General features: G+C 53.4%; 14 protein-coding genes and 2 pseudogenes. 2 read left to right on the top strand and 14 right to left on the bottom strand.

Going from position 1 to position 19,902, the window contains the following annotated elements:
- Positions 1–15: 15 nt before the first annotated feature.
- From ABO04_RS12085 to ABO04_RS06685, 4 genes and pseudogenes are all read right to left on the bottom strand, one after another.
- Positions 16–214, bottom strand: a pseudogene (locus ABO04_RS12085) (IS3 family transposase); the annotation flags it as partial.
- Positions 215–394: 180 nt separating this feature from the next.
- On the bottom strand, positions 395–2,269 hold the full coding sequence (locus tag ABO04_RS06675) for an ABC transporter ATP-binding protein (protein ID WP_160809903.1): 1,875 nt from the start codon (positions 2,267–2,269) through the stop codon (positions 395–397).
- The gene (locus ABO04_RS06680) at positions 2,269–3,225 is read right to left on the bottom strand and encodes an ABC transporter ATP-binding protein (RefSeq protein ID WP_160809904.1); all 957 of its coding nucleotides are present in this window, start codon (positions 3,223–3,225) and stop codon (positions 2,269–2,271) included. The genes ABO04_RS06675 and ABO04_RS06680 overlap by 1 nt, the downstream gene beginning before the upstream one ends.
- A gap of 9 nt (positions 3,226–3,234) precedes the next feature.
- Positions 3,235–4,002, bottom strand: a complete 768-nt coding sequence (locus ABO04_RS06685; protein WP_160809905.1) for an ABC transporter transmembrane domain-containing protein — start codon at positions 4,000–4,002, stop codon at positions 3,235–3,237.
- A gap of 287 nt (positions 4,003–4,289) precedes the next feature.
- Here ABO04_RS06685 and ABO04_RS06690 point away from each other — a divergent pair, with 287 nt between their 5' ends.
- Together ABO04_RS06690 and ABO04_RS06695 are read left to right on the top strand one after the other, a co-directional pair.
- Entirely contained in the window at positions 4,290–5,279 is a 990-nt protein-coding gene (locus ABO04_RS06690) for an LLM class flavin-dependent oxidoreductase (protein WP_160809906.1), read from the top strand.
- 26 nt (positions 5,280–5,305) lie between these two features.
- The gene (locus ABO04_RS06695) at positions 5,306–5,584 is read left to right on the top strand and encodes a hypothetical protein (RefSeq protein ID WP_205012758.1); all 279 of its coding nucleotides are present in this window, start codon (positions 5,306–5,308) and stop codon (positions 5,582–5,584) included.
- A gap of 44 nt (positions 5,585–5,628) precedes the next feature.
- Here the strand turns inward: ABO04_RS06695 and dsr1 are convergent, their stop codons facing one another.
- From dsr1 to ABO04_RS06745, 10 genes and pseudogenes are all read right to left on the bottom strand, one after another.
- Positions 5,629–9,459 carry an anti-phage defense-associated sirtuin Dsr1 gene (gene dsr1 / locus ABO04_RS06700; protein WP_160809907.1) on the bottom strand — a complete coding sequence of 1,277 codons (3,831 nt, stop codon included), beginning with the start codon at positions 9,457–9,459 and terminating at the stop codon, positions 5,629–5,631.
- Between the two features lie 122 nt (positions 9,460–9,581).
- A pseudogene (locus ABO04_RS06705) lies at positions 9,582–10,777 on the bottom strand (tyrosine-type recombinase/integrase).
- Positions 10,778–11,082: 305 nt separating this feature from the next.
- Positions 11,083–12,642 carry a glutamine-hydrolyzing GMP synthase gene (gene guaA, locus ABO04_RS06710; RefSeq protein WP_160809908.1) on the bottom strand — a complete coding sequence of 520 codons (1,560 nt, stop codon included), beginning with the start codon at positions 12,640–12,642 and terminating at the stop codon, positions 11,083–11,085.
- 15 nt (positions 12,643–12,657) lie between these two features.
- A complete protein-coding gene (gene guaB / locus ABO04_RS06715; protein WP_160809909.1) occupies positions 12,658–14,121 on the bottom strand; it encodes an IMP dehydrogenase in 1,464 nt (487 codons plus the stop codon).
- Positions 14,122–14,245: 124 nt separating this feature from the next.
- Positions 14,246–14,611 (bottom strand): exosortase system-associated protein, TIGR04073 family, encoded by a 366-nt coding sequence (locus tag ABO04_RS06720; RefSeq protein WP_160809910.1) that lies wholly within the window; start codon positions 14,609–14,611, stop codon positions 14,246–14,248.
- 46 nt (positions 14,612–14,657) lie between these two features.
- A complete protein-coding gene (locus tag ABO04_RS06725; RefSeq protein WP_160809911.1) occupies positions 14,658–15,323 on the bottom strand; it encodes an HAD family hydrolase in 666 nt (221 codons plus the stop codon).
- Positions 15,324–15,458: 135 nt separating this feature from the next.
- Entirely contained in the window at positions 15,459–16,124 is a 666-nt protein-coding gene (hda, locus tag ABO04_RS06730) for a DnaA regulatory inactivator Hda (protein WP_160809912.1), read from the bottom strand.
- A gap of 134 nt (positions 16,125–16,258) precedes the next feature.
- Positions 16,259–17,332: a GNAT family N-acetyltransferase gene (locus ABO04_RS06735; protein ID WP_160809913.1), complete on the bottom strand. Its 1,074-nt coding sequence runs from the start codon at positions 17,330–17,332 to the stop codon at positions 16,259–16,261.
- Positions 17,333–17,417: 85 nt separating this feature from the next.
- Positions 17,418–18,713, bottom strand: a complete 1,296-nt coding sequence (locus ABO04_RS06740) for an MFS transporter (protein ID WP_160809914.1) — start codon at positions 18,711–18,713, stop codon at positions 17,418–17,420.
- Positions 18,714–18,877: 164 nt separating this feature from the next.
- Positions 18,878–19,852 carry a 2-hydroxyacid dehydrogenase gene (locus tag ABO04_RS06745; protein WP_240141457.1) on the bottom strand — a complete coding sequence of 325 codons (975 nt, stop codon included), beginning with the start codon at positions 19,850–19,852 and terminating at the stop codon, positions 18,878–18,880.
- Positions 19,853–19,902: the final 50 nt, after the last annotated feature.

Consider the following 19,902-nt stretch of genomic DNA (forward strand, 5'->3'; position numbering starts at 1 on the left):
AATTGAGGAGGCTGATTAGTGGTTTGCTTTTTGGATATTTCGAGTTGCTCTATAATAACGTTGTTCTGCCTTAATGGGTGGAGTATTGCCGATTGAGCCAGGCAAGCGCTGATGGTAGCCAGAACACCCTCTCCAGAGTTACCAGTTCTACAGCAGCTCTGGATTTGCACGGAGCTCTCCGGTAAATCAATTCTGCTTTATAAAGGCCGTTGACCTAGTCATACCGGCATCTTGAAAGGACACGCTGCCTCGACGTAGGCTTGCTCGATTCCGCAAGCCTTTGCACCTGCTCAAACTGACTGATCAACGGCTGTTTTCGATCGGCAACCATCCATTATCGAGACCTGAAAACCCGACCCTTGCCGATCAGGATTGTTTTCCGTAGCGGGAGCTATTACAACGCCTGGCCTGCCCGGAACATCTGCGAATACAAACCCTTACCTTGCACCAGAGCCTCATGGGTTCCGCTTTCGACAATCGCGCCCCGCTCCATGACCAGAATCCGGTCGGCATCACGGATGGTCGACAGCCGGTGCGCGATGATGAAGCTCGTCCGGTTGGAAGTCAGCACCTTCATGCCGTGCTGAATAAGCACCTCGGTGCGCGTATCAACCGAGGACGTGGCCTCGTCGAGGATGATGACCGGGGCACGCTTGATGATCGCCCTGGCAATCGTGAGCAGCTGGCGTTGGCCCTGCGAGATGTTGATGGCACCTTCGGTCAGCTTGGTCTCGTAACCACAAGGCAGGTGTTCGATGAAGCTGCTCGCGCGCGCCAACTTCGCAGCGGACTCGATCTCGGCCACGGGCACGTCCGCGAGCGTGCCGCCGGGCGGAAGCTGCGCGCCGTAAGCGATGTTGTCACGGATCGAACCTTCGAATAGCCAGGTGTCCTGCAGCACCATCGCGAAGGCCTTGCGCAATTCTGAGGTCGCATAGGTCTTGGTGTCAATGCCATCCAGCAGGATGCTGCCGTCCTGAATCTCGTAGAAGCGCATCAACAGGTTGACGAGCGTGGTCTTGCCCGCGCCAGTCGGCCCGACGACTGCGATCTGCTGACCCTGTTCGACGGCGAACGAGGTGTCGACGAACAGCGGGCGATCGGGCACGTAGGCGAAGTCGACCTTATCGAAAACGATATCGCCCTTGATCTTGCTTGGATCGAGCGTCGCCATGCCGGTTTCGATGATCTCGGGCTCATCGAGAAAGCGATAGATACGCTCGGCAGAAGCCAGCGCGCTCATAATCGTGTTGACGATGCCGAGCACCTGTTGGAATGGTCCCGTGAACATCCTCGTGTAGGTGATGAATGCCTGGAAGTTGCCGATCGTGATGGCCCCGCTCATGACGTACCAGCCGCCGAGAACCGACACCACGACATAGTCGATGTTGAGCATCAGATCGCCGGCCGGGCGCGCCATGAACGACACGTAGGAGGACTTCCATTCGGTCTCGTATAGCTCATCGTTCAACGTCTTGATCTGCCGCTTCAGCCGGTCCTGCAGATGATAGGTGCGCACGACATCCTTGCCCTGGAATGCCTCCTCGATCTCTCCGTTCAAGGCGCCGGTGATTTCTGCATTCCGGCGGAAGATCGACTTGGCCCGGTCGACCAGCGCCTTCACCGCCCACGAACTGAGCGGCACAACCACCACCGCAACGAGCGTGAGCACCGGATGGATCGTGAGCATCATCACGAATACACCTAGCATCATCACCACGGCAACGATCGAAGAGGTGAGTCCGGTCTGGAGCGTATTCGACACGTTGTCCAGGTCGTTCGAGAGCAGGCTCGATACGTCCCCTGCGGCGCTGGTATCGAAGTAGTTGAGCGGAACGCGATTGAGTTTCACATCGATGTCCGTGCGCAGCATTGCCACGATCTTCTGCGTCAGCCGCACCATCGTTGTACTGGCTGCGTAGGTGGACGCGAAGTTAACGACATACAACACCGTCAGGATAACCATGGTGTGCAAGATGTCGTCCCAAGCGACGGCAATACCGTCGGTAAGCGTGCGCGCGATGGTCGTGATCATGCTGCCGACCAGTATCGGGGCGATAACCTGGCACAGTGTGCCGATCAGCGTCAGGGCGAGTGCCACGATGAAGGCTATCCGGAACAGCTTGATCATGGACAGCAGCCTGGCCAGCGTCGCCTTGCTGTCTGCGGCCCGCTCGTCGGTGAGCATACCCATGACCCGGCCCGCACCGCCGGATGCGCGACCGATCGATGGCAGCGCCTCGCCTTCTTTCTGGTCTCGGTTTGCCATTACGAGACCTCCCCACGAACCTGGGAGACGATGATCTCCTGGTAGATCGTCGAACTCGCCAGTAGCGCTTCGTGGCTACCGCGGCCGGCGATGGCCCCCTCATCCATGACCAGGATCTCCGCCGCATGTCGGACGGTCGCGACGCGTTGAGCAACGATGATGAGGGTCTTACCCGTCAGCCGCTCCTGGATGGTTTGGCGGACCTTGCGCTCGGTGGCGAAGTCGAGCGCCGAGAAGCAGTCGTCAAAGAGGTAGTAGCGGGTGTCGCGAATCAGGCCCCGCGCCAGGGCGATCCGTTGCTTTTGTCCGCCGGAGAGGTTCACGGCATTCTGGGCGATGTCTGTGTCCAGCCTGTCTTTCGAACTGCGGAAGAAGTCGCCGATCTGGCAGGCATCGAGCACGCTCCAGATCTCCTCGTCGCTGGCATCGGGCTTGCCCGCGCGGATGTTCTCGCGGATCGAATCGCTGAACAGGAAGGTCTGCTGCGGGACAATCGTGAACAGGCGGTTGAAGTCCTCGCGAGTGAGATCCCGAAAATCCCTGCCATCGATGCGGATCGACCCGCGAGTGGGATCGTAGTCGCGGATTAGCAGCCGAAGCAGCGTGGTCTTGCCGCTGCCGGTCGAGCCGATGATCGCCGATGTCGTACCGGTCCTGACCGCCAGCGACAGCTCGTCGATGACTGGGAGGCTTGCGTCCGGATAACGGAACGTCAGCTGCTCGATCTCGATGCCGGAGGAGCTGTCTTGCCGGACCGACTCGCCTTCTCCGGTGGCCGGAATCCACACCGGCTCCGCAGTGGCGAGAACCTCACCGACGCGGTCGAGCGACACCTTCGCGCGCGGCAGGACGGTGATAAACGCCGCGAACTGCTGGATGCTGATCAGGGTCAGAATGACATACTCGATCAGCGCGACCAGGACGCCGACCTCTATGAGGCCGGACTCGGCGCGCACGCCGCCGCGTCACAAGATGACCAATATCAGCACGTTCGCGAACAGAAGCACCAGCGGCGACAGCAGCAGCATGCTACTCTCTGCCCTGATGGTGGCGTCGTAGGCATCGGCTACCGCGCCGTCGAACCGGCGCTGCTCGTACTCGGCCTTGCCGAAAGCCTTGACGACGCGGATCCCGTGCATGTTCTGGCGGAACAGACGATTGATGCTGTCGATGCTTTCGCGGACCTTGGCGTATTGCGGCATCACCTTCGAGGTCAGCATGGTCGTCAGCAGCAGCACGAAGGGTACGATCAGGAAGATTAACAGCGCGAGGCTAGCATCGAGCGTGAACGCAACCGCGACCGCGCCGATGATGGTGATCGCCAGCGTGTAAATCTTGCGCAGCGCGATGTCGACGAAGCTCGAAACCTGCTTCACGTCATTGACGTTGCGCGTAACGAGAGTCGAAGTGGAGAAGGCCTGGCGCGCCTGCCCCGTCCAGTCGATGACCTTCTCGAAGATGTCGCCACGCAGGTCGCGCGAAATCCCGGCGCTCACACGAGTCAGGAAGTAGAGCATGGTCAAGAGGCTCGCGACGTTCACGACCGAGGCTGCGATCATCAGCAGCCCGCGCTGCACGATGTAGACCACGTCGTTGCGCATGATTCCGTTATCGATGATATCCGCCATCAACCACGGGATGACCAGCTGAGAGGCCACCCACACCGTTGCAAAGACGAGTTGCAAGGCGATTTGGCTTGTGTAATGAGCTGCGTAACGCAGTAGTGTCTTCATTACAGCGAAACCTGCGGTCTGACGCGCACCTCGAAGCCACTCCTGAATCGCCATTGGAGTTGCCCGGTGTAGAAGCCAATTGCACAGAATGTCAGAAGTTGATTGCACTCAATTTGAGTTGGATCGTTCAGCTTTAAAATATTATCATCTGTCATTGTGGTGTTTCCTTTCCATGGCCTAATATCTGCACAGATCTTTACCAACAGGTTACACCGCTCCCTACTTCCATACACCAGATTCGATCGTAGCTCCACCATCAAGCACTCAGCCCAAAGGAGTACACCGCAATGATCGCACTTTCAATTCTCGAACTGGCTCGCGTCACACAGGATACAGACGCCGGAACAGCCCTCAACAACGCACGAGACCTTGCGTCCCATGCTGAGCAATATGGCTATAAGCGCATCTGGGTGGCCGAACATCATAATATGGCAGGCATAGCCAGCGCCGCCACTTCGATTGTTATCGCCCATATCGCCGGTGGCACAAGGACGATTCGCGTCGGCGCAGGCGGCATCATGTTGCCTAACCACGCACCTTATATCATCGCCGAGCAATTCGGCACACTGGAACGACTCTACCCCGGACGCATCGACCTTGGGCTTGGCCGTGCGCCGGGCACCGATCAGATCGCAATACGGGCAATGCGACGCTCGCCCGCCGCGTCAGAACAATTCCCACAGGATGTACTGGAGCTTCAAACCTTTCTTGCTCCTGCCAGTCCTGATCAGCGCATCGTTGCTGTACCAGCCGCCGGAACTAACGTACCGCTGTGGATATTGGGATCAAGCAATTTCGGGGCAGCGCTAGCGGCCGAGCTGGGTCTGCCCTACGCCTTCGCGTCGCACTTTGCTCCTGACATGCTGATGCCCGCACTGGAAATCTACCGCAGCCGCTTCAAACCATCCGCGCAGCTCGACCAACCCTACACGATGGCTGGCATCAACGTCATCGCCGCTGACACCGACACCGAAGCCAAGCGACTCGCGACGACGCAGCAGATGTCCTTCGCTGATCTCGTCAGCAGACGACACGGCCTGAGCAAGCCAGCCATCGACGATATCGAAACCTATTGGTCTTCGACTGAACGGGCGCAGGCCAATCGGATGCTAGCGCGCTCGGTGTTTGGCTCCGCTGCCACAGTGCGTACCGAGCTGGATGCATTCGTCGACGAAACGGGCGTCGACGAATTGATGATTGTGTCAGACGTATATGACCATGCACTGCGACTGCATTCGATCGGCCTGATTGCCGAAGCAATGAAGGGCGGTTTCTAAATCTGAGTGCAATACCTGACCCACTGGTGGATCGCTATTTCTACCACCACATGCTGAGTCAAACCGTACAGCCAGCCGACAAAGGAGAGCTACGCAACCAAGCGCGCTTGATGGTGGACTCGAAGCTATCAGACCGCAAAAAGCAAATACTGATACTCCAGTGGAGCGGACTCAATCAATCGGAGATAGCGCGAAAACTAGGCATCGAACGCCAGGCAGTATTGAAGGCGCTGAAATCATTGGCCTCGACGCCCCGAATGCTCCAACTGAAGGAAGTAAAGCACCTCGGAAAATTTAGCGGCTAAAAAAACTGCCCAGGTAGGCAGTACGCTGGGAATCGTTTTGCAAATCACATACCCCTCCGAACACCCTCCTGCAGTCTCAAATACCTAGCATCTCGCGCAAGGTTCGGCGCAGCCTGGGTAACTTCATCCAAGCATTGACCCACTTTGCTATGCACCCACTGTTGGTCAGCAACCACTGCATCCAACAATAACAATGCGTCCATTGGAAATCGTGTGCACAGCCCTGATTCGCACAACAAGTGCACGACATAGTAAGGGTGTTCAACTGGTTGTAACCAGTCCCGCACAGAAGTCACTGCCTCTGGAAACATATCTCCAGCAGCTATAGCTAACCGGGTCAAAGACTCTGCGATTCGCGAAGTCACTAAGTCACGAGACTTGGGCCAGATTTTTTGCCAGAACGGCTCGACACGGTTTTTCCAGTAATCCTCACGTTGATCCCCCGCTCCTTCAAGCGCCTGGGACAGTGCCTGCGCAGACTCCTCCAGACCCTCTTGTGGAAGCGAGCCAATCGCAGCGCGGAACTCCTCAACGGTGTATCCGTCGGTTGGACCCAACGCCGCGTAGGTCAGAAAAGCCGCAAACTGCTGTCGGTGCTCGCCAAGATCGGCATAGTGGTTTGCGCTATCTAAGAACTGCGGCTTGAAGGCTATCAACAACGGCTGATACAGGCGCGGCGACCAAAGGAAACCTTCCCAAACGGCTTTTGCTTCAATGGGGTTATTCCAATCGAACAACGGTAAAAGGTATTGTTCGGTCCATATGCGATCCACACGAAAAAAAGCGATCAGCCGCGAACCTAACAACACCCGACCATGGCGGAATCGATCTATCTGCGCGTCGCACAGTGCTGTGAAAATTGGCTTCAATTCAGCCGGAAGCAAATCGTTGTCATTCGGATTCCGCTTGAACCAAAGATTAATCAGGGCTTGCGTGACATGCCTAATGGGGTGGTTAATTGCAGAGCCAACAGGGTCATAGGTTTCAATGCCCTTACGAGTGATCCGGAAATCTAAGTCCGCTTCTAGCTGCAATACCAGCACACGACGGCATAAACTCAGCAGGATGTCTTCGTGGCGGCTAATCGACTTGGATGCGGATTCGAGCCACCAGGTAACAGCGTGGTCAATCTCCTGAAGGACAGCATCGGGCATGGTCTGCACCAATGGCGCGGCGTATTGCCAGGAGCGCAACGCCATGCCTTCTTCAGCCCAAGCCTGCAGAGCTTCGCGCCATCGGCTAGCGGGCCACACGTCATCCTGTGCCAGATCGCACAACGCGGACAAGCTGTGAAAGAAGCGTGTGCGGCAAACTTCGCGCCACGTATCTTCGTAGAAAGGACGCCGCTCCGGCGTAGATTTGGTGAGCCACTGCACCAGTTCCTGCCGCTTGCGGGGAGCAATATCGACGTCTCGGCTATCCTCGTAATCCGGATCGCCGGTGCCACTCATCCAGTGTGAGAACTCGTCGCGCTCGTTAGTCTCCAATGGCCATTGTGGGTAGGCACTCGTAATTTCCGCCAAACGCGCCGCAGCCGTTGCCCCCAGGATCAAGCCCGACGTATTTAGCTTGGCCAGATGCAGCCAGACAGAACGAGCCACCAAGTCTTGCCACCGATTATCCTCCAGATCATCTCTGTACATCTCACGCGGCGGGCCAACCAAAATGGCTGCCTCTAGACGTTGCTGTTCGGCTACCGCCAAATGTTGCCCTTGCAGGACGAACAGCCTGAACACCTCCCGTCCCGTATCTGTGGACCACAACCACCACGCGTCATCGGCCAACAGCCAACTCACCCACTGCCCTGAGGGGATGCAACCATCCTTGCTGGCAGCAAACAGGGCCAGACGCTTGAAAGTGGGGTACGGCAGTTCAAACCAATTCTGCGCGATGCGCGTCGCACGCGCACTGTCGTTAGCACGGACCGACAACCATGCATCGCGCAGCAATTCGATTAGGCTCACCCAATCTCGGAACGCCCGGTTTTGCCAGTGAGGGGTGATGGACGGTAGATCCCAGTGTGATCGGTCTCTGTAATCGTCAGCCTCGCCCAACTCACGCAGCAGGTCCAGCGCATCACGCAACAACAGTTGAAAATCATCCAGTAGTTCTGGTAGGACCGACGGCCAGCGCTCGTCAGCCAAATCACGCAGAGCGGAATGCACGTGATCAGCGGCCAGCGCGAGTTCCCAGTCCACCAGCTGCTTGATCCGTGTAGGCTCGTCAGCGCTGCCTAAGTCGTCGCCATCCCAGCGAAATGGCTTCTTCAAGACAACCTTGGGTGCAAGTAACTCTCGCAACTCCAAGCGTAATGTAGTGCTCAACCCTTCCCGCTTAAGGCGTCCTTTCCAGCGATACAAATCGGAGTCGCGCCACGATGATTTAATCCGACCACTAAGCAGAAGGCGCCACAAAGTACGCATCGATGTGCTAGGAATGGCCATGGGTGCGTGCAAGCGGATTTCATTGAGCTCGGAAGTTTTCCCCTCACGCTCCAATGAAGCAAAGCGATCCAGCTCGTGTTCGATCAACCACGGCCAACGATCATGTAACTGCCCGCCCCGTTCTGCAATCCAGATGATCAGTCTGGGGTCATCCAGATGGCGCACCAGCCATCGAGCCAGATGAAACATTACATCATCCCACTGACTGCCAGTGATGCCGCCGAAGGCAAGCAACATCGGCGGCGCACGGTCATAGGACGCAGGCCGCCGAATCAGGCTGAAGCGCAGCTTGGTATCCACTTCGTCACGAGGCGGCACACCGAAGCGAGACAGATCGCCGTGTCCAAAATGCTCATGCGCAAAGGGTTCCAGCAGCCAGTCTAGTGAAGGGGCTGGATTAAAATCGGCGAAGCGTTTCGCGGGTAGGCCCGATTTGTCCGACAAGGCCCAAAGCATCCGCCCGACGAAATCGTCCTGCTGCGTGCTCTCCTGTGGGCGCGTCAGGGCGTGCTTAACAACAATTGCTTCTTTGCCCTGCACGCCATCACGATAGGTTTCTGCCCAAGCGTGCAGAGTCTGGTGCAGCGCGGAATGGCCATGGCTACCAGCAGGTACGCTGTAGAGAATGGGAGCGACACCCTTGGCTTTCCATTCGATGGTTTTCCGATATTCTTGCCCCGGTTCACAATCACCCAGTGCCCAGGCCTGAAGAGTGACTTCGCCCAGCATCCGGTCAGCCGCCAGCGCATCCATCATGTAGCGCAGCACAGGATCGTTGATGCTGTAGCCCACAAAGCAGACCACATAATTGCGGAACAGCTCACTCACAAAGCGTGCCGCCCAACGTTCGGTCAGATACGCCAACCCAAAATCACCACTGGTGACTACCAGGCGGTTCAGGGCTGTGTCGTCTATCTTTTCAGGTAACAAGCCGTGTAGATAGACCAGCCCGTTCCAGCGGCTATTCTTTGGAATCGGCAGCATCGGGGCCGCGTGGTCCTGGAACGTTTGGCCCGTGCGTTTGGCCGCCACGTGAAAAATGCGGTCGAAGTTGGTGGTGACCAGCCGTAGTGCACCCTCGCGGCTGCGAGCCAGGCACAACAGCGCCGAGTGTGTATCGATAGCACCCTTGCGGCGGAGCTTCGGCTTCAAGGCCTGCACCAGTGTGCGGCGGACGGCCATACGTTGGCCCGGCAGACGCCGCTCAAGCAGATCGAGCGTGGCATCGAATTGCTCTCGTTCGAAGGCCCTGCGTTCAATGTCCGAAAGCGCCGTCCCGTTGAGCCGATAGATCTGCTCTACCAATCCCCTGAAACCCGGTAGGCCAGCGGGATAGGAAATGCCCGCGCCACAGAAAAACACGACGCGCCCCTCCTCTTGTGCTTGCAATAAAGCCTCGGGGATATCAGGACCATTTTCTATGAACTGCATTTCTTTCCTATTACAAGTAGGTTTTTCCTGCCTCTATACATCTCGATACGAGGCCTGTCTTTGAGACTCATCTGTGGCTAGTCGACTGGGGACAACATATATGTTCGATCAAGCCAAAAATTTCAACGACTCCCAACAGTCCATTCATCAATCATATCCGCCCAATCCTGCAACATTGCGGCGCGCTGCTCGCGGTATTCAGCCTTGTTGTAGACGGCCCTGACACTCTTCTGCTCATGCGCCAAGCACTTCTCAATCCAGTCGGTGTTGTAGCCCGCCTCATGCAACAGCGTGCTGGCTGTACGCCGCAGATCATGCGGCCCGAACTTGGCAAGGGACTTGCCATCTTTCTGCGCTGCTTTATAAGTCAGCGTCAGCACCTGGTTGATGGTGGCAACGCTCATCGGTGCATCAGAGTCGTACCGTGATGGCAGCACAAAATCAGAACCACCGGCAAAGGTTCTCAGGGCAATGAAAATATCCAGCGCCTGCCGGGACAGGAATACCAGGTGCGGGTTACGGCGCTTCATCCGCTCCTTCGGAATTGTCCACAGCGCTTCGCTGAAATTGATCTCGCTCCAGGTCGCATTGGTCAGCTCGCTTTTGCGCACCATCGTCAGCAAAAGCAGCTTGGCCGCCGCACGATTTGTTGGGCTTGTACCCACCCGCTCCATGTACTGGTACATCAGTGCAATTTCGTCAGGCGTCAACGCTCGGTCGCGTGGCTCGAATCGGGCGATGCTGGTTGGCCGCACCAGCTCCGCCGGGTTTTCTACCTTTTGCCCGCGCTCGATGGCCCAGCGAAAAACTTGAAGCACGATTTCGCGTGCATGAACGGCGGTGGCCGGTGCGCCTCGCTCGACGATGGCGTCGGTTAGCGCTCGCAAGTCCTCGTGAGTGATCTCGGCCAGCTTCTGATTGCTGAATTTTGGCTTCAGTTCGCGTTCGTAGACAGACCGGCGCATGTCGCGGGTGGAGTCGGCCATCTGGTAGCCACGCAGCCATTTCTCCGCCCAGGCACCAAACGTCTCTGCATCTTTCACCCGCGCCTTATCGCGAGCCTTCTCCTTGGCCGGTGACTTGCCCGCCGCAACCATCTTCCTGGCGTCACCTAACTGCTCTCGGGCTTCTGCCAGGGTGATGCCGCCGACGCCGTAGCGACCAAAAGTAATGGTCTCCTGCCGCCCGTTAGCGAGTAGTTGTAGCGGAACGAGACAGCATCAGCAGCCGTGATGGCCACATACAGACCATCCCGGTCATTCCCCTTGTAGAGCTTGTCCCTGGGCTTGAGATTGCGCAGCTTGGTATCGGTCAGCATGTACCTTGTCCTTCTTCGTTTTCGATACCATGCTGAAAAAACGTCACATTTATGGTGTTTCTTCTATATAGAACAACAACTTAATAAAAATCAATACCATGAGAACATAAAAAAGAGCTGCATGGTATCGGCTTCCATCATGGCATCGTCAGTCGATAGTACCAGCTTTAATGCCATGTTCAAACGGTGCTTGGCGCTTCCTCCCGTTGCCAGATCGTGCCAGACACAAACACAAAAAAGCCCGCAATTACGCGGGCTTAGCGGCTTTTTATGCCTTCAGATGCCTGGCCGTGCCAGACGCAGGATCATTCCCACTCGATTGTTGCTGGGGGCTTGCCCGAGATGTCGTAAACCACGCGATTAATGCCGCGAATTTCGTTAATGATGCGACTGGAAATTCTGGCAAGCAGAGTGTAAGGCAATTCCGCCCAGTGTGCAGTCATGAAGTCTTCAGTCTGAACGGCACGCAACGCAATGACATACTCATAACTGCGGCTATCTCCCATAACGCCGACTGATTTTATTGGCAGAAAAACGGCAAATGCCTGCGAGGTTTTTTCGTACCACCCGCTATTTTTCAATTCTTCAATAAATATGGCGTCAGCCTGACGCAATAACTCCGTGTACTCGTATTTGACTTCCCCCAGGATACGAACACCCAGCCCCGGTCCGGGAAATGGGTGACGGAACACCAGGTCACGTGGGAGTCCCAACGCCAAGCCAAGCTCCCGTACTTCATCCTTGAACAGTTCACGCAATGGTTCCAGCAGCTTGAGGCGAAGTGTTTCTGGCAGACCACCGACGTTATGATGCGATTTGATCAATCCTGATTTCTTTGTGTGGCTGCCAGCGGACTCTATAACATCCGGATAAATGGTGCCTTGTGCAAGCCATTTGACATTTTCAATTTTTGCGGCCTCCTGCTGAAAGATTTCCACAAATTCACGGCCGATGGTGCGGCGTTTCTGCTCTGGATCGCTGATTCCTTTCAGTTGTTCCAGGAACTGTCTGCCTGCATCAACGTAGATGACATTGACTGCAAGATTCCGGCTGAAGGTTTCCATGGTTTGCTTGGCTTCATTCAGACGAAGCAGGCCATTGTCTACAAAGACACATACCAGTTGATCGCCTATGGCACGGTGAATCAATGCAGCAGCCACTGAGGAATCCACTCCTCCGGATAATCCCAGGATAACCTGATCGCTGCCAACACGGGCACGTATCCGGCCAATGGCCTCTTCTACGTAATCCGGCATGTTCCAGTCGTAGCCGGCACCGCAGATATCGTGAACGAAACGATCAAGGATTGCCTTACCCTGGAGGGTGTGAGTCACTTCAGGGTGGAACTGGACGCCATAGAACCGGCGCGTTTCATCAGCCATAGCTGCAAAGGGAGTAGCCGCATTGGAGGCAACGGCAGTGAAACCGGATGGCAGTTTGTTAACCCGATCACCGTGACTCATCCATACATCAAGAGCGGGTTTGCCATCCGAGCTGATGCGATCCTTGATATCCTGCAACAGTCTGCACGGTTCTGTAAGCAACTCCGCATAGCCGAATTCCCGTGTTTTCGCATCTTCCACCTCCCCGCCGAGTTGAGCTGCCATGGCCTGCATCCCGTAACATATGCCAAGCACTGGAACACCCAGCTCAAACACAATCTGGGGTACGCGTGGAGCACTCTCGGTAAAAATGGAGGCCGGTCCACCAGAGAGAATAATGCCGGCAGGAGCAAATTCCCGAATGAATTGCGAACCAACATCAAAAGGGTGAAGTTCACAATAAACACTGGTTTCCCGGATGCGCCGGGCAATCAGGCGCGTGTATTGCGATCCAAAATCCAGGATAAGAATAGCTGAATGCATATCAGTAAAAGAGGATTATTCAACGTGATAATTGGGAGCTTCTTTGGTGATCTGAACGTCATGCACATGGGATTCCCGGATACCGGCAGACGTGATTTCGATAAACTCAGCTTTTTCATGCATTTCACTGATGGTATGGCATCCCAGATACCCCATGCTGGAGCGGACACCGCCTGTCAGCTGATGGATGACGTTGGCAAGAACACCTTTGTAAGGAACGCGCCCTTCCACACCTTCAGGCACCAGCTTGTCTGCTTCATGGCGCTCGGCTTCCTGAAAATAACGGTCGCTTGATCCTTGTTGCATGGCAGATAATGAACCCATGCCACGATAACTTTTATAAGCTCTCCCCTTGAGCAGTTCGACTTCGCCAGGGGATTCTTCCGTTCCGGCCAGCAAACCGCCCAACATAACCGCGCTCGCTCCCGCAGCAATAGCTTTGGCAATATCGCCTGAATAACGGATGCCGCCATCCGCAATAACCGGCACACCTGAGCCTTGCAGCGCAGTGGCAACATTATCAATGGCTGAAATCTGTGGAACGCCAACGCCAGCAACCACGCGTGTGGTACAAATCGAACCTGGGCCGATTCCGACCTTGACCGCATCAACACCATGATCCACCAGTGCCTTAGCGCCCGCAGCAGTGGCGACATTACCAGCAATAACCTGAATTTCAGGAAAATTTTTCCTGACCCAGTACACACGTTCCAGTACACCCTGTGAATGTCCATGTGCCGTGTCCACGACAATTACATCCACCCCGGCTTCCACCAGAGCGGCAGCACGTTCATCGCTGCCTTCCCCCACTCCGATTGCAGCGCCCACGTATAGACGTTCACGTTCATCCTTGCTGGCATAGGGGTGCTCGGTAGTTCGGGTGATATCCTTGACGGTAATCATCCCGCGCAGCTCGAAGTTTTCATCAACGATCAGTGCTTTCTCAAGCCTGTGTTTGTGCAGCAAAGCCAATGCCTCTTCCTGAGAAATGCCTTCCCTGACGGTCACCAGGCGTTTCTTCGGGGTCATGATATTTTTGACTGGCTGATCAAGGTTGGTTTCAAATCGCAGATCGCGGTTGGTAACAATTCCCACAACCTTTTTACCCTTTACCACGGGCAAGCCGGATATGTTGTGCTGCCGGATCAGCTCCAGAACGTTGCTAACAGTCATGTCCGGAGAAACCACGATTGGATCAGTGACAATCCCGCTTTCAAAGCGTTTCACTTGCGCTACCTGCGCAGCCTGAGCGCTGATCGGCATATTTTTGTGGATAATGCCAATTCCGCCTTCCTGTGCGATCGCAATGGCAAGTCGCGCTTCAGTAACGGTATCCATCGCAGCTGAAACCACCGGAATTCTGATCCGGAGAGTGCGCGTCAGCTGTGTAGTGAGATCAACATCCCTGGGTAGAACTTCGGAATGAGCGGGAACCAGTAATACATCATCGAAGGTGAGTGCTTTTTGTATGAGTCGCATGCTGCCGATCCTTCACAAAACCGATATTATATCGGAACCCGCTGCATTTTCTGACTTGACTTCACGTGTTTTTGCCTGACAGAACGCATTCCAACAGGAATAACCAGTGTCAAACTTAATACCATCAGCGCATACGCCAGGCTGAGTAAGTGGTTTCCCGGTTGAAATCATCCCAGATATAAGTCGGTTGAGCGAGGGATGTGGTGGGAATTACAAAAGTAACGACATCAAACACGCCGCTTAATGTTCGCCCCACTGTTTGAACAATACCAACAAAAAATCCCGCTGTTACACCATAGACTGTTCCTTTTTTTTGGCTGGAAATCATCATGTTCTTGGGAATTTCGCCTACACCGGTAACAATGTTGGCAACGCCTGTTGCCAGCTTTTCCCCCGCCTTTTCAGGATAGCTATCGGCAGCCTGCGCATTGAATGCAAATAAAAAGCACAGAATTGCCGGCGCCAGGAATGCTATGGAAATATGTTTCATCTTATGTTTTCCTCATTAAAAATTGTAAATTGTCCAACTCGAAATACTACTGGCGCAGGCTGATAATGCGCCAGCCGTTTTTTTGCGCATGTTCATGAAGTGTAGCGTCCGGATCCACTGCAACAGGGTGTGTTACTTTTTTGAGGAGCGGCAAATCATTGAGCGAATCACTATAAAACCAGCTTTGCAAAAAAGAAAGCCAGGTGAGGTTATGTGCATCCAGCCATTGTTCCAGGCGAGTTATTTTACCTTCCCGGAACGAGGGGATACCGGTTACGCGGCCGGTAAACTCACCATTTTCCAGCTCTGGTTCGGTGGCAATCAGATGATCAACACCCAACATGCGGGCAATGGGTGCGGTTACAAAGCTGTTGGTAGCGGTAATGATAATGCACAAATCCTTTTCAGCCTGATGCCCGGCGATCAGCTCGCGCGTGCTAGGGGCAATCAATGGTGCAATTCTTTGTTCGATGAAGATGTTGCGCCATTCATTTAATTGTTTGCGGGGATGGCGGGTCAAAGGTTTGAGCTGAAAATTCAGAAATTCATGAATATCGAGTGTGCCCGCTTTATATTGCTCATAAAATTCAACATTGCGGACTTCGTAGACTTCCCGATCCAGAACGTTTTGCTCGATAAGAAATTGCGCCCACTGAAAATCGCTGTCGCCAGCCAGGAGTGTGTTATCCAGATCAAATAATGCCAGTCTCATGATACGGAACTTCAGAATTGGAAAATAATGACGAGATAAAGCCGGATGAACTCAGGCACAAAGTACGTTTCAGGGTCGTTTCACGACGCAAACATGATTCGCTGAAGCCGACAGTCACCCATAGCTGGTGCGTGATTATAACAGCTCACGCAACAAGGGAAGTGTGATGGGACGCTGTCTGGCCAGCGAGTGCTGATCCAGGGCGTGGATCAGCCTGATAAGGAAAGATAAATCTCGCCGCTCATGTTTCAGTAAATAATGGCAAATTTCCAGCGGCAGCTCAAATCCGCGACGGGTAGCGTAATCCTGCATGACCGCGATTTTTTTTTCATCCGCCAATTCACGTACTTGATATACCAGCCCCCAACCCAGGCGAGTGGCCAGATCCGGACGCAAATCAAGTTGTGCGGGCGGCTGAGTGCCACCTGCCAGAAATATTCCAGACCCACTTTCGCGAAAATGATTGTAAAGATTGAACAGTTCAATCTGTTCGTTATTATCCAGTCGTTCGATATTATCAACCGACAGGCAGTCCACATCCGAATTAAAATCCGGTTTATCTGCCCGACTGCAGTCAATGTAGCGCGCGTTCAGTTTTTGTTGTAAAAAGGTATTGATTACTGCATGAAGTAAATGGCTTTTACCACTGCCTGCTTTTCCCCACAAATAATAAAAACGATCCTGTCGGCTACCAGTCACCAGATTCTTCAACGTATACAGTAACTCCTCATTTCCTTCGGGAATAAAGTTATCCAGGGACGGCGGACCAATTTCAGTAATATCGAGCAGCAGTTGTCTCATTGATAATTTTTGGAACTTTCTCTACAGGAATAAAGAGAAGTGCTCAGGTGATTAAGAATGCCACCTGATTATTATTCGATAACGATGTTTTCAGATGATTAACAAGAGAAAAAATGCTTGCAGTTGAAGCAAGGTTATTTCGATCGATGCATCACCCTTTTTCTGATTTTTCCTGCAAGGTGCCTAGACATACAAATCAGTCCCCAAAAAGATCCAGGGTTATAGGCAACTAATCCAAAACGCTCACGCCGATGACTCATCCAGTCTTTTTTGTAAGCATCGTCTCCAGTAAGGTAGTCAACTTCATGGACCTTGTCCACATCAATAGCGTGTTGCATCAGGTGCGCAGTCAGAATCGTACCAGGCGAAAATTTGGCAAATTTCTCGTCATACGCCAATTTATAAATCGCTGCCCGGCCATGATTTACTATCCAAAGCTGGGCAGCAATCGGCTCTTCATCATAATATGCTATGCCTAGACGCAACCAACCTCTGCTTGCGCAAAGGCTGATTAGAGCAGGGATAAATTCTGGATAAGGCTCTGGTATTTTCCAGCTTGCGTTGTAAATTTTTTCCCAGGCATCGATTGCAATGGGAAGCTTGTCATGTGTTGTCAGAATCTCCAGTTTCCCGCGACCACCCGCCAGGAATTTTTTCTTTCGCCGTTCCAAGGTGTTTCTTACCCGGGAAGAAAGTCCTTGGAGGTAGTCTGAAAAAGAACGATTGTTCACAGGCAAATACCAATTTCCCCAACAGAAAAATCGGTCAGTTTTAAAACCGATTTTTTTAAAAGCTTGCTCATGAAGATTAAAACCAGACTGAGCAGGATCCATAATGTCAAAGCGCAGTACATCAACCCGGGTATCCGATAGCATTTTTTTTAAGTAACCAGCCAGATCTTCAATTGACAGACTGGAAGAAATCAGAGGCCGGTAAAGCGAAGAATAAAAACAAGTAAAACCATCGATTTGTCTAGGACTGAACTTCCCGTTTTTGTGCAATATGGTTGGCCAGATACCTTGTATAACACCTTCTGTTTCCAGAGTGAAAATACAGACCTCTTTCGTTTGACGAATCACTGTAGTTTCTAACAAAGAAAACCAGTCTCTGGATAAATCGAAACTATCTTTTTCACCCGAATCAAAAAGCTTTTGACTTCCAATAGGTAAATCATTACTGCTTTTGTATTTCTTGATAGGCTGATCCATAAGATTCCTATTGAATGACAGATGGCCTCATATAGTATGGGAAGAAACAAGATTGTGAAATGTTGAATTTATGCATGTACCTGCACTATTTCGCCAACAAATCAACTTGTTTCCTGTCCTCCATCATCAGATGCCGTGCCAGCTGCAGTCCCGCCAGGCTGAATATCCCGGCTATCGTCAGATAAAGGCCAACAAATGATGTACCCCCTGCATCGTTGAGCGCTTGCGCGGCAAGAGGAGCGAGCGCGCCACCCAGGATACCTCCGGCATTGAATGCAACGGATACGCCTGTGTAGCGTATTCGCGCAGGAAAAAGAGATGGCAACCAGGCACCCAGGGGACCGTACACAAAACCCATTATAAACAGCGCAAGTGCAAGCACCACCCAGATCAGCCATAGAGACCCCAAGCCGAGAATCGGCCCAAATATCAAACCAAGGCCGATTGTAGCTGCGCAACCTCGGACCAGTACCTGATTTGCACCGCTTTTGTCAGATTGTATTCCCGCAACAATGATGCCGGCGGCGAGAAATGGTATAGCGGCCAGCTGGGTGATGAGAAACTGCTCACGATCGTATCCCAGCGTCGTAGTGCCATGAGCGAGTGCAAAAGCGGTTGAAAGATAAAAAATGGCAAAACAGGCAACCACCGTAAACGTTCCGGCAAAAGTAATGGTAGTGTGCTTGCGTATCAACTCGCCGACAGGAACCGGGCTCGGTGGATCCTGTGCCAGTGCCCGGGTAAATTCGGGGGTTTCGTTGATCTTCAGCCGTACCCATAAGCCAAGTGCGATCAGAATGCTGCTGGCAAGGAACGGGATCCGCCATCCCCATGCCGCAAACTCCGTATCACTTAAATGCATCCCAATCAGCAAAAACAACCCATTCGCCGCAACGAATCCAATCGGAGCGCCCAACTGAGGCACCATGCCAAACCGGGCTCGCCACCCTAGAGGCGCATATTCGACAGCCAGTAAGGCCGCACCCCCCCACTCTCCACCCAGTCCCAGTCCCTGGCCAAAACGCAGGATGCACAATAACAGCGGGGCTATCCAGCCAGCTGTCGCATAGGTAGGCAAGAACGCGATCAGCAGAGTTGATATGCCCATCAGCAGCAATGAAGCGACCAGCGTCGATTTCCTCCCGATACGGTCACCAAAATGACCAAACAAAATTGCGCCAAACGGTCGTGCGAGGAAGGCGAGCCCAAAGCTCAGAAATGACAGCATCAATTGTGCAGATGAAGATTCTGCAGGAAAGAACAAAGGACCGAATACCAGCGCTGCAGCTGTGGCATAAATATAAAAATCGTAAAACTCAATGGTAGTTCCAACCAGACTGGCCACCAGGATACGGCGATGCTGGCAAAAAGGGCTGACCATAATCAGTTTTCCTTTAAGGCTTTCGGATGACCAGGCTGATCCTGGGCTTACGGAACGCGAAAATAATGAGGATCGGGTGATTTGTCAAATGGATACAAAAACAGGCTGGAACAGAAAGGCATTCCAGAGCCCGCTAGATTCTTTTTCTGGAAAAATAACGGGTATCAGGTCAATGCATCTCTGATCTGATTAAAAGGCTTGTTCTGCAGGAAATTGCGTATGTTGTCTGCCAGCAGATTGAGCATGCGTTGTCTGGATTCCACACTGGCCCAGGCGGAATGGGGTGTGATCAGCAAATTCGGATGAGGGTAATCCAGCAGCGGGTTACCATTGACCGGCGGTTCTTCCTTCAGGACATCAATGGCTGCACCAGCAATACGGTTGGAATAAAGCGCCTGCAACAAATCGTCTTCATCGATCAGGCCGCTTCTGGCAGTATTGATCAGGTATGCTGAAGGCTTCATCAGATTCAGTTCCCGGTTGCCAATTAAATGGCGGGTGTCTTCCGATAACGGGCAGTGCAGGGTAATGAAATCTGCCTGGCAAATGACCTCATCAAATGCTGCTCGTCCAGGCCGAATAGCCGAAACAGATTTGTGCTCGGCGATCAGCAACTTCATCCCGAATGCCTGGGCAATGTTTGCCACCGCGCTACCCAGTTCCCCGTATCCGATAACACCGAGTGTCTTGCCGGCCAGTTCCGTGATTCCGAAATCCAGTGGGCAAAAATAAGGGCTGGCCTGCCACCCTCCTCGTTTAATCAATTGTTGGTATTCCACGAACCGGCAGGCAAAATTCAGCATGAACATAAGCGTATGTTGAGCAACGGAGCCAGTGGCATAGTTGCGTACATTGCATACCGGGATATTGCGTTCAGCGGCGGCAGCAAGATCAACGTTGTTGTAACCCGTTGCCGCGATACAAATCAGTTTTAGCCGGTTTGCTGAAAATATAGCGGCTCGATCCAATGGTGTTTTATTACTGACAATGATTTCAGCATCCCTGATCCGCTCTGCAACCTGTTCCGGAAGCGTGTTGTCATGGTAGACCCAGGGAGACACGGCCTGCTCCAGCATCGCCCGATCAATATCACCGCGTGTAACAGAGCCAAAATCAAGGAAAACCGTCAGCATAGCCATCAGATAATTAAAAACCCAAAAAATGTATTGAAACCCCACCGTATTGTCAA

The organism is Nitrosomonas sp. HPC101, assembly GCF_009833125.1.
In the GTDB taxonomy this organism is placed as follows: domain Bacteria; phylum Pseudomonadota; class Gammaproteobacteria; order Burkholderiales; family Nitrosomonadaceae; genus Nitrosomonas.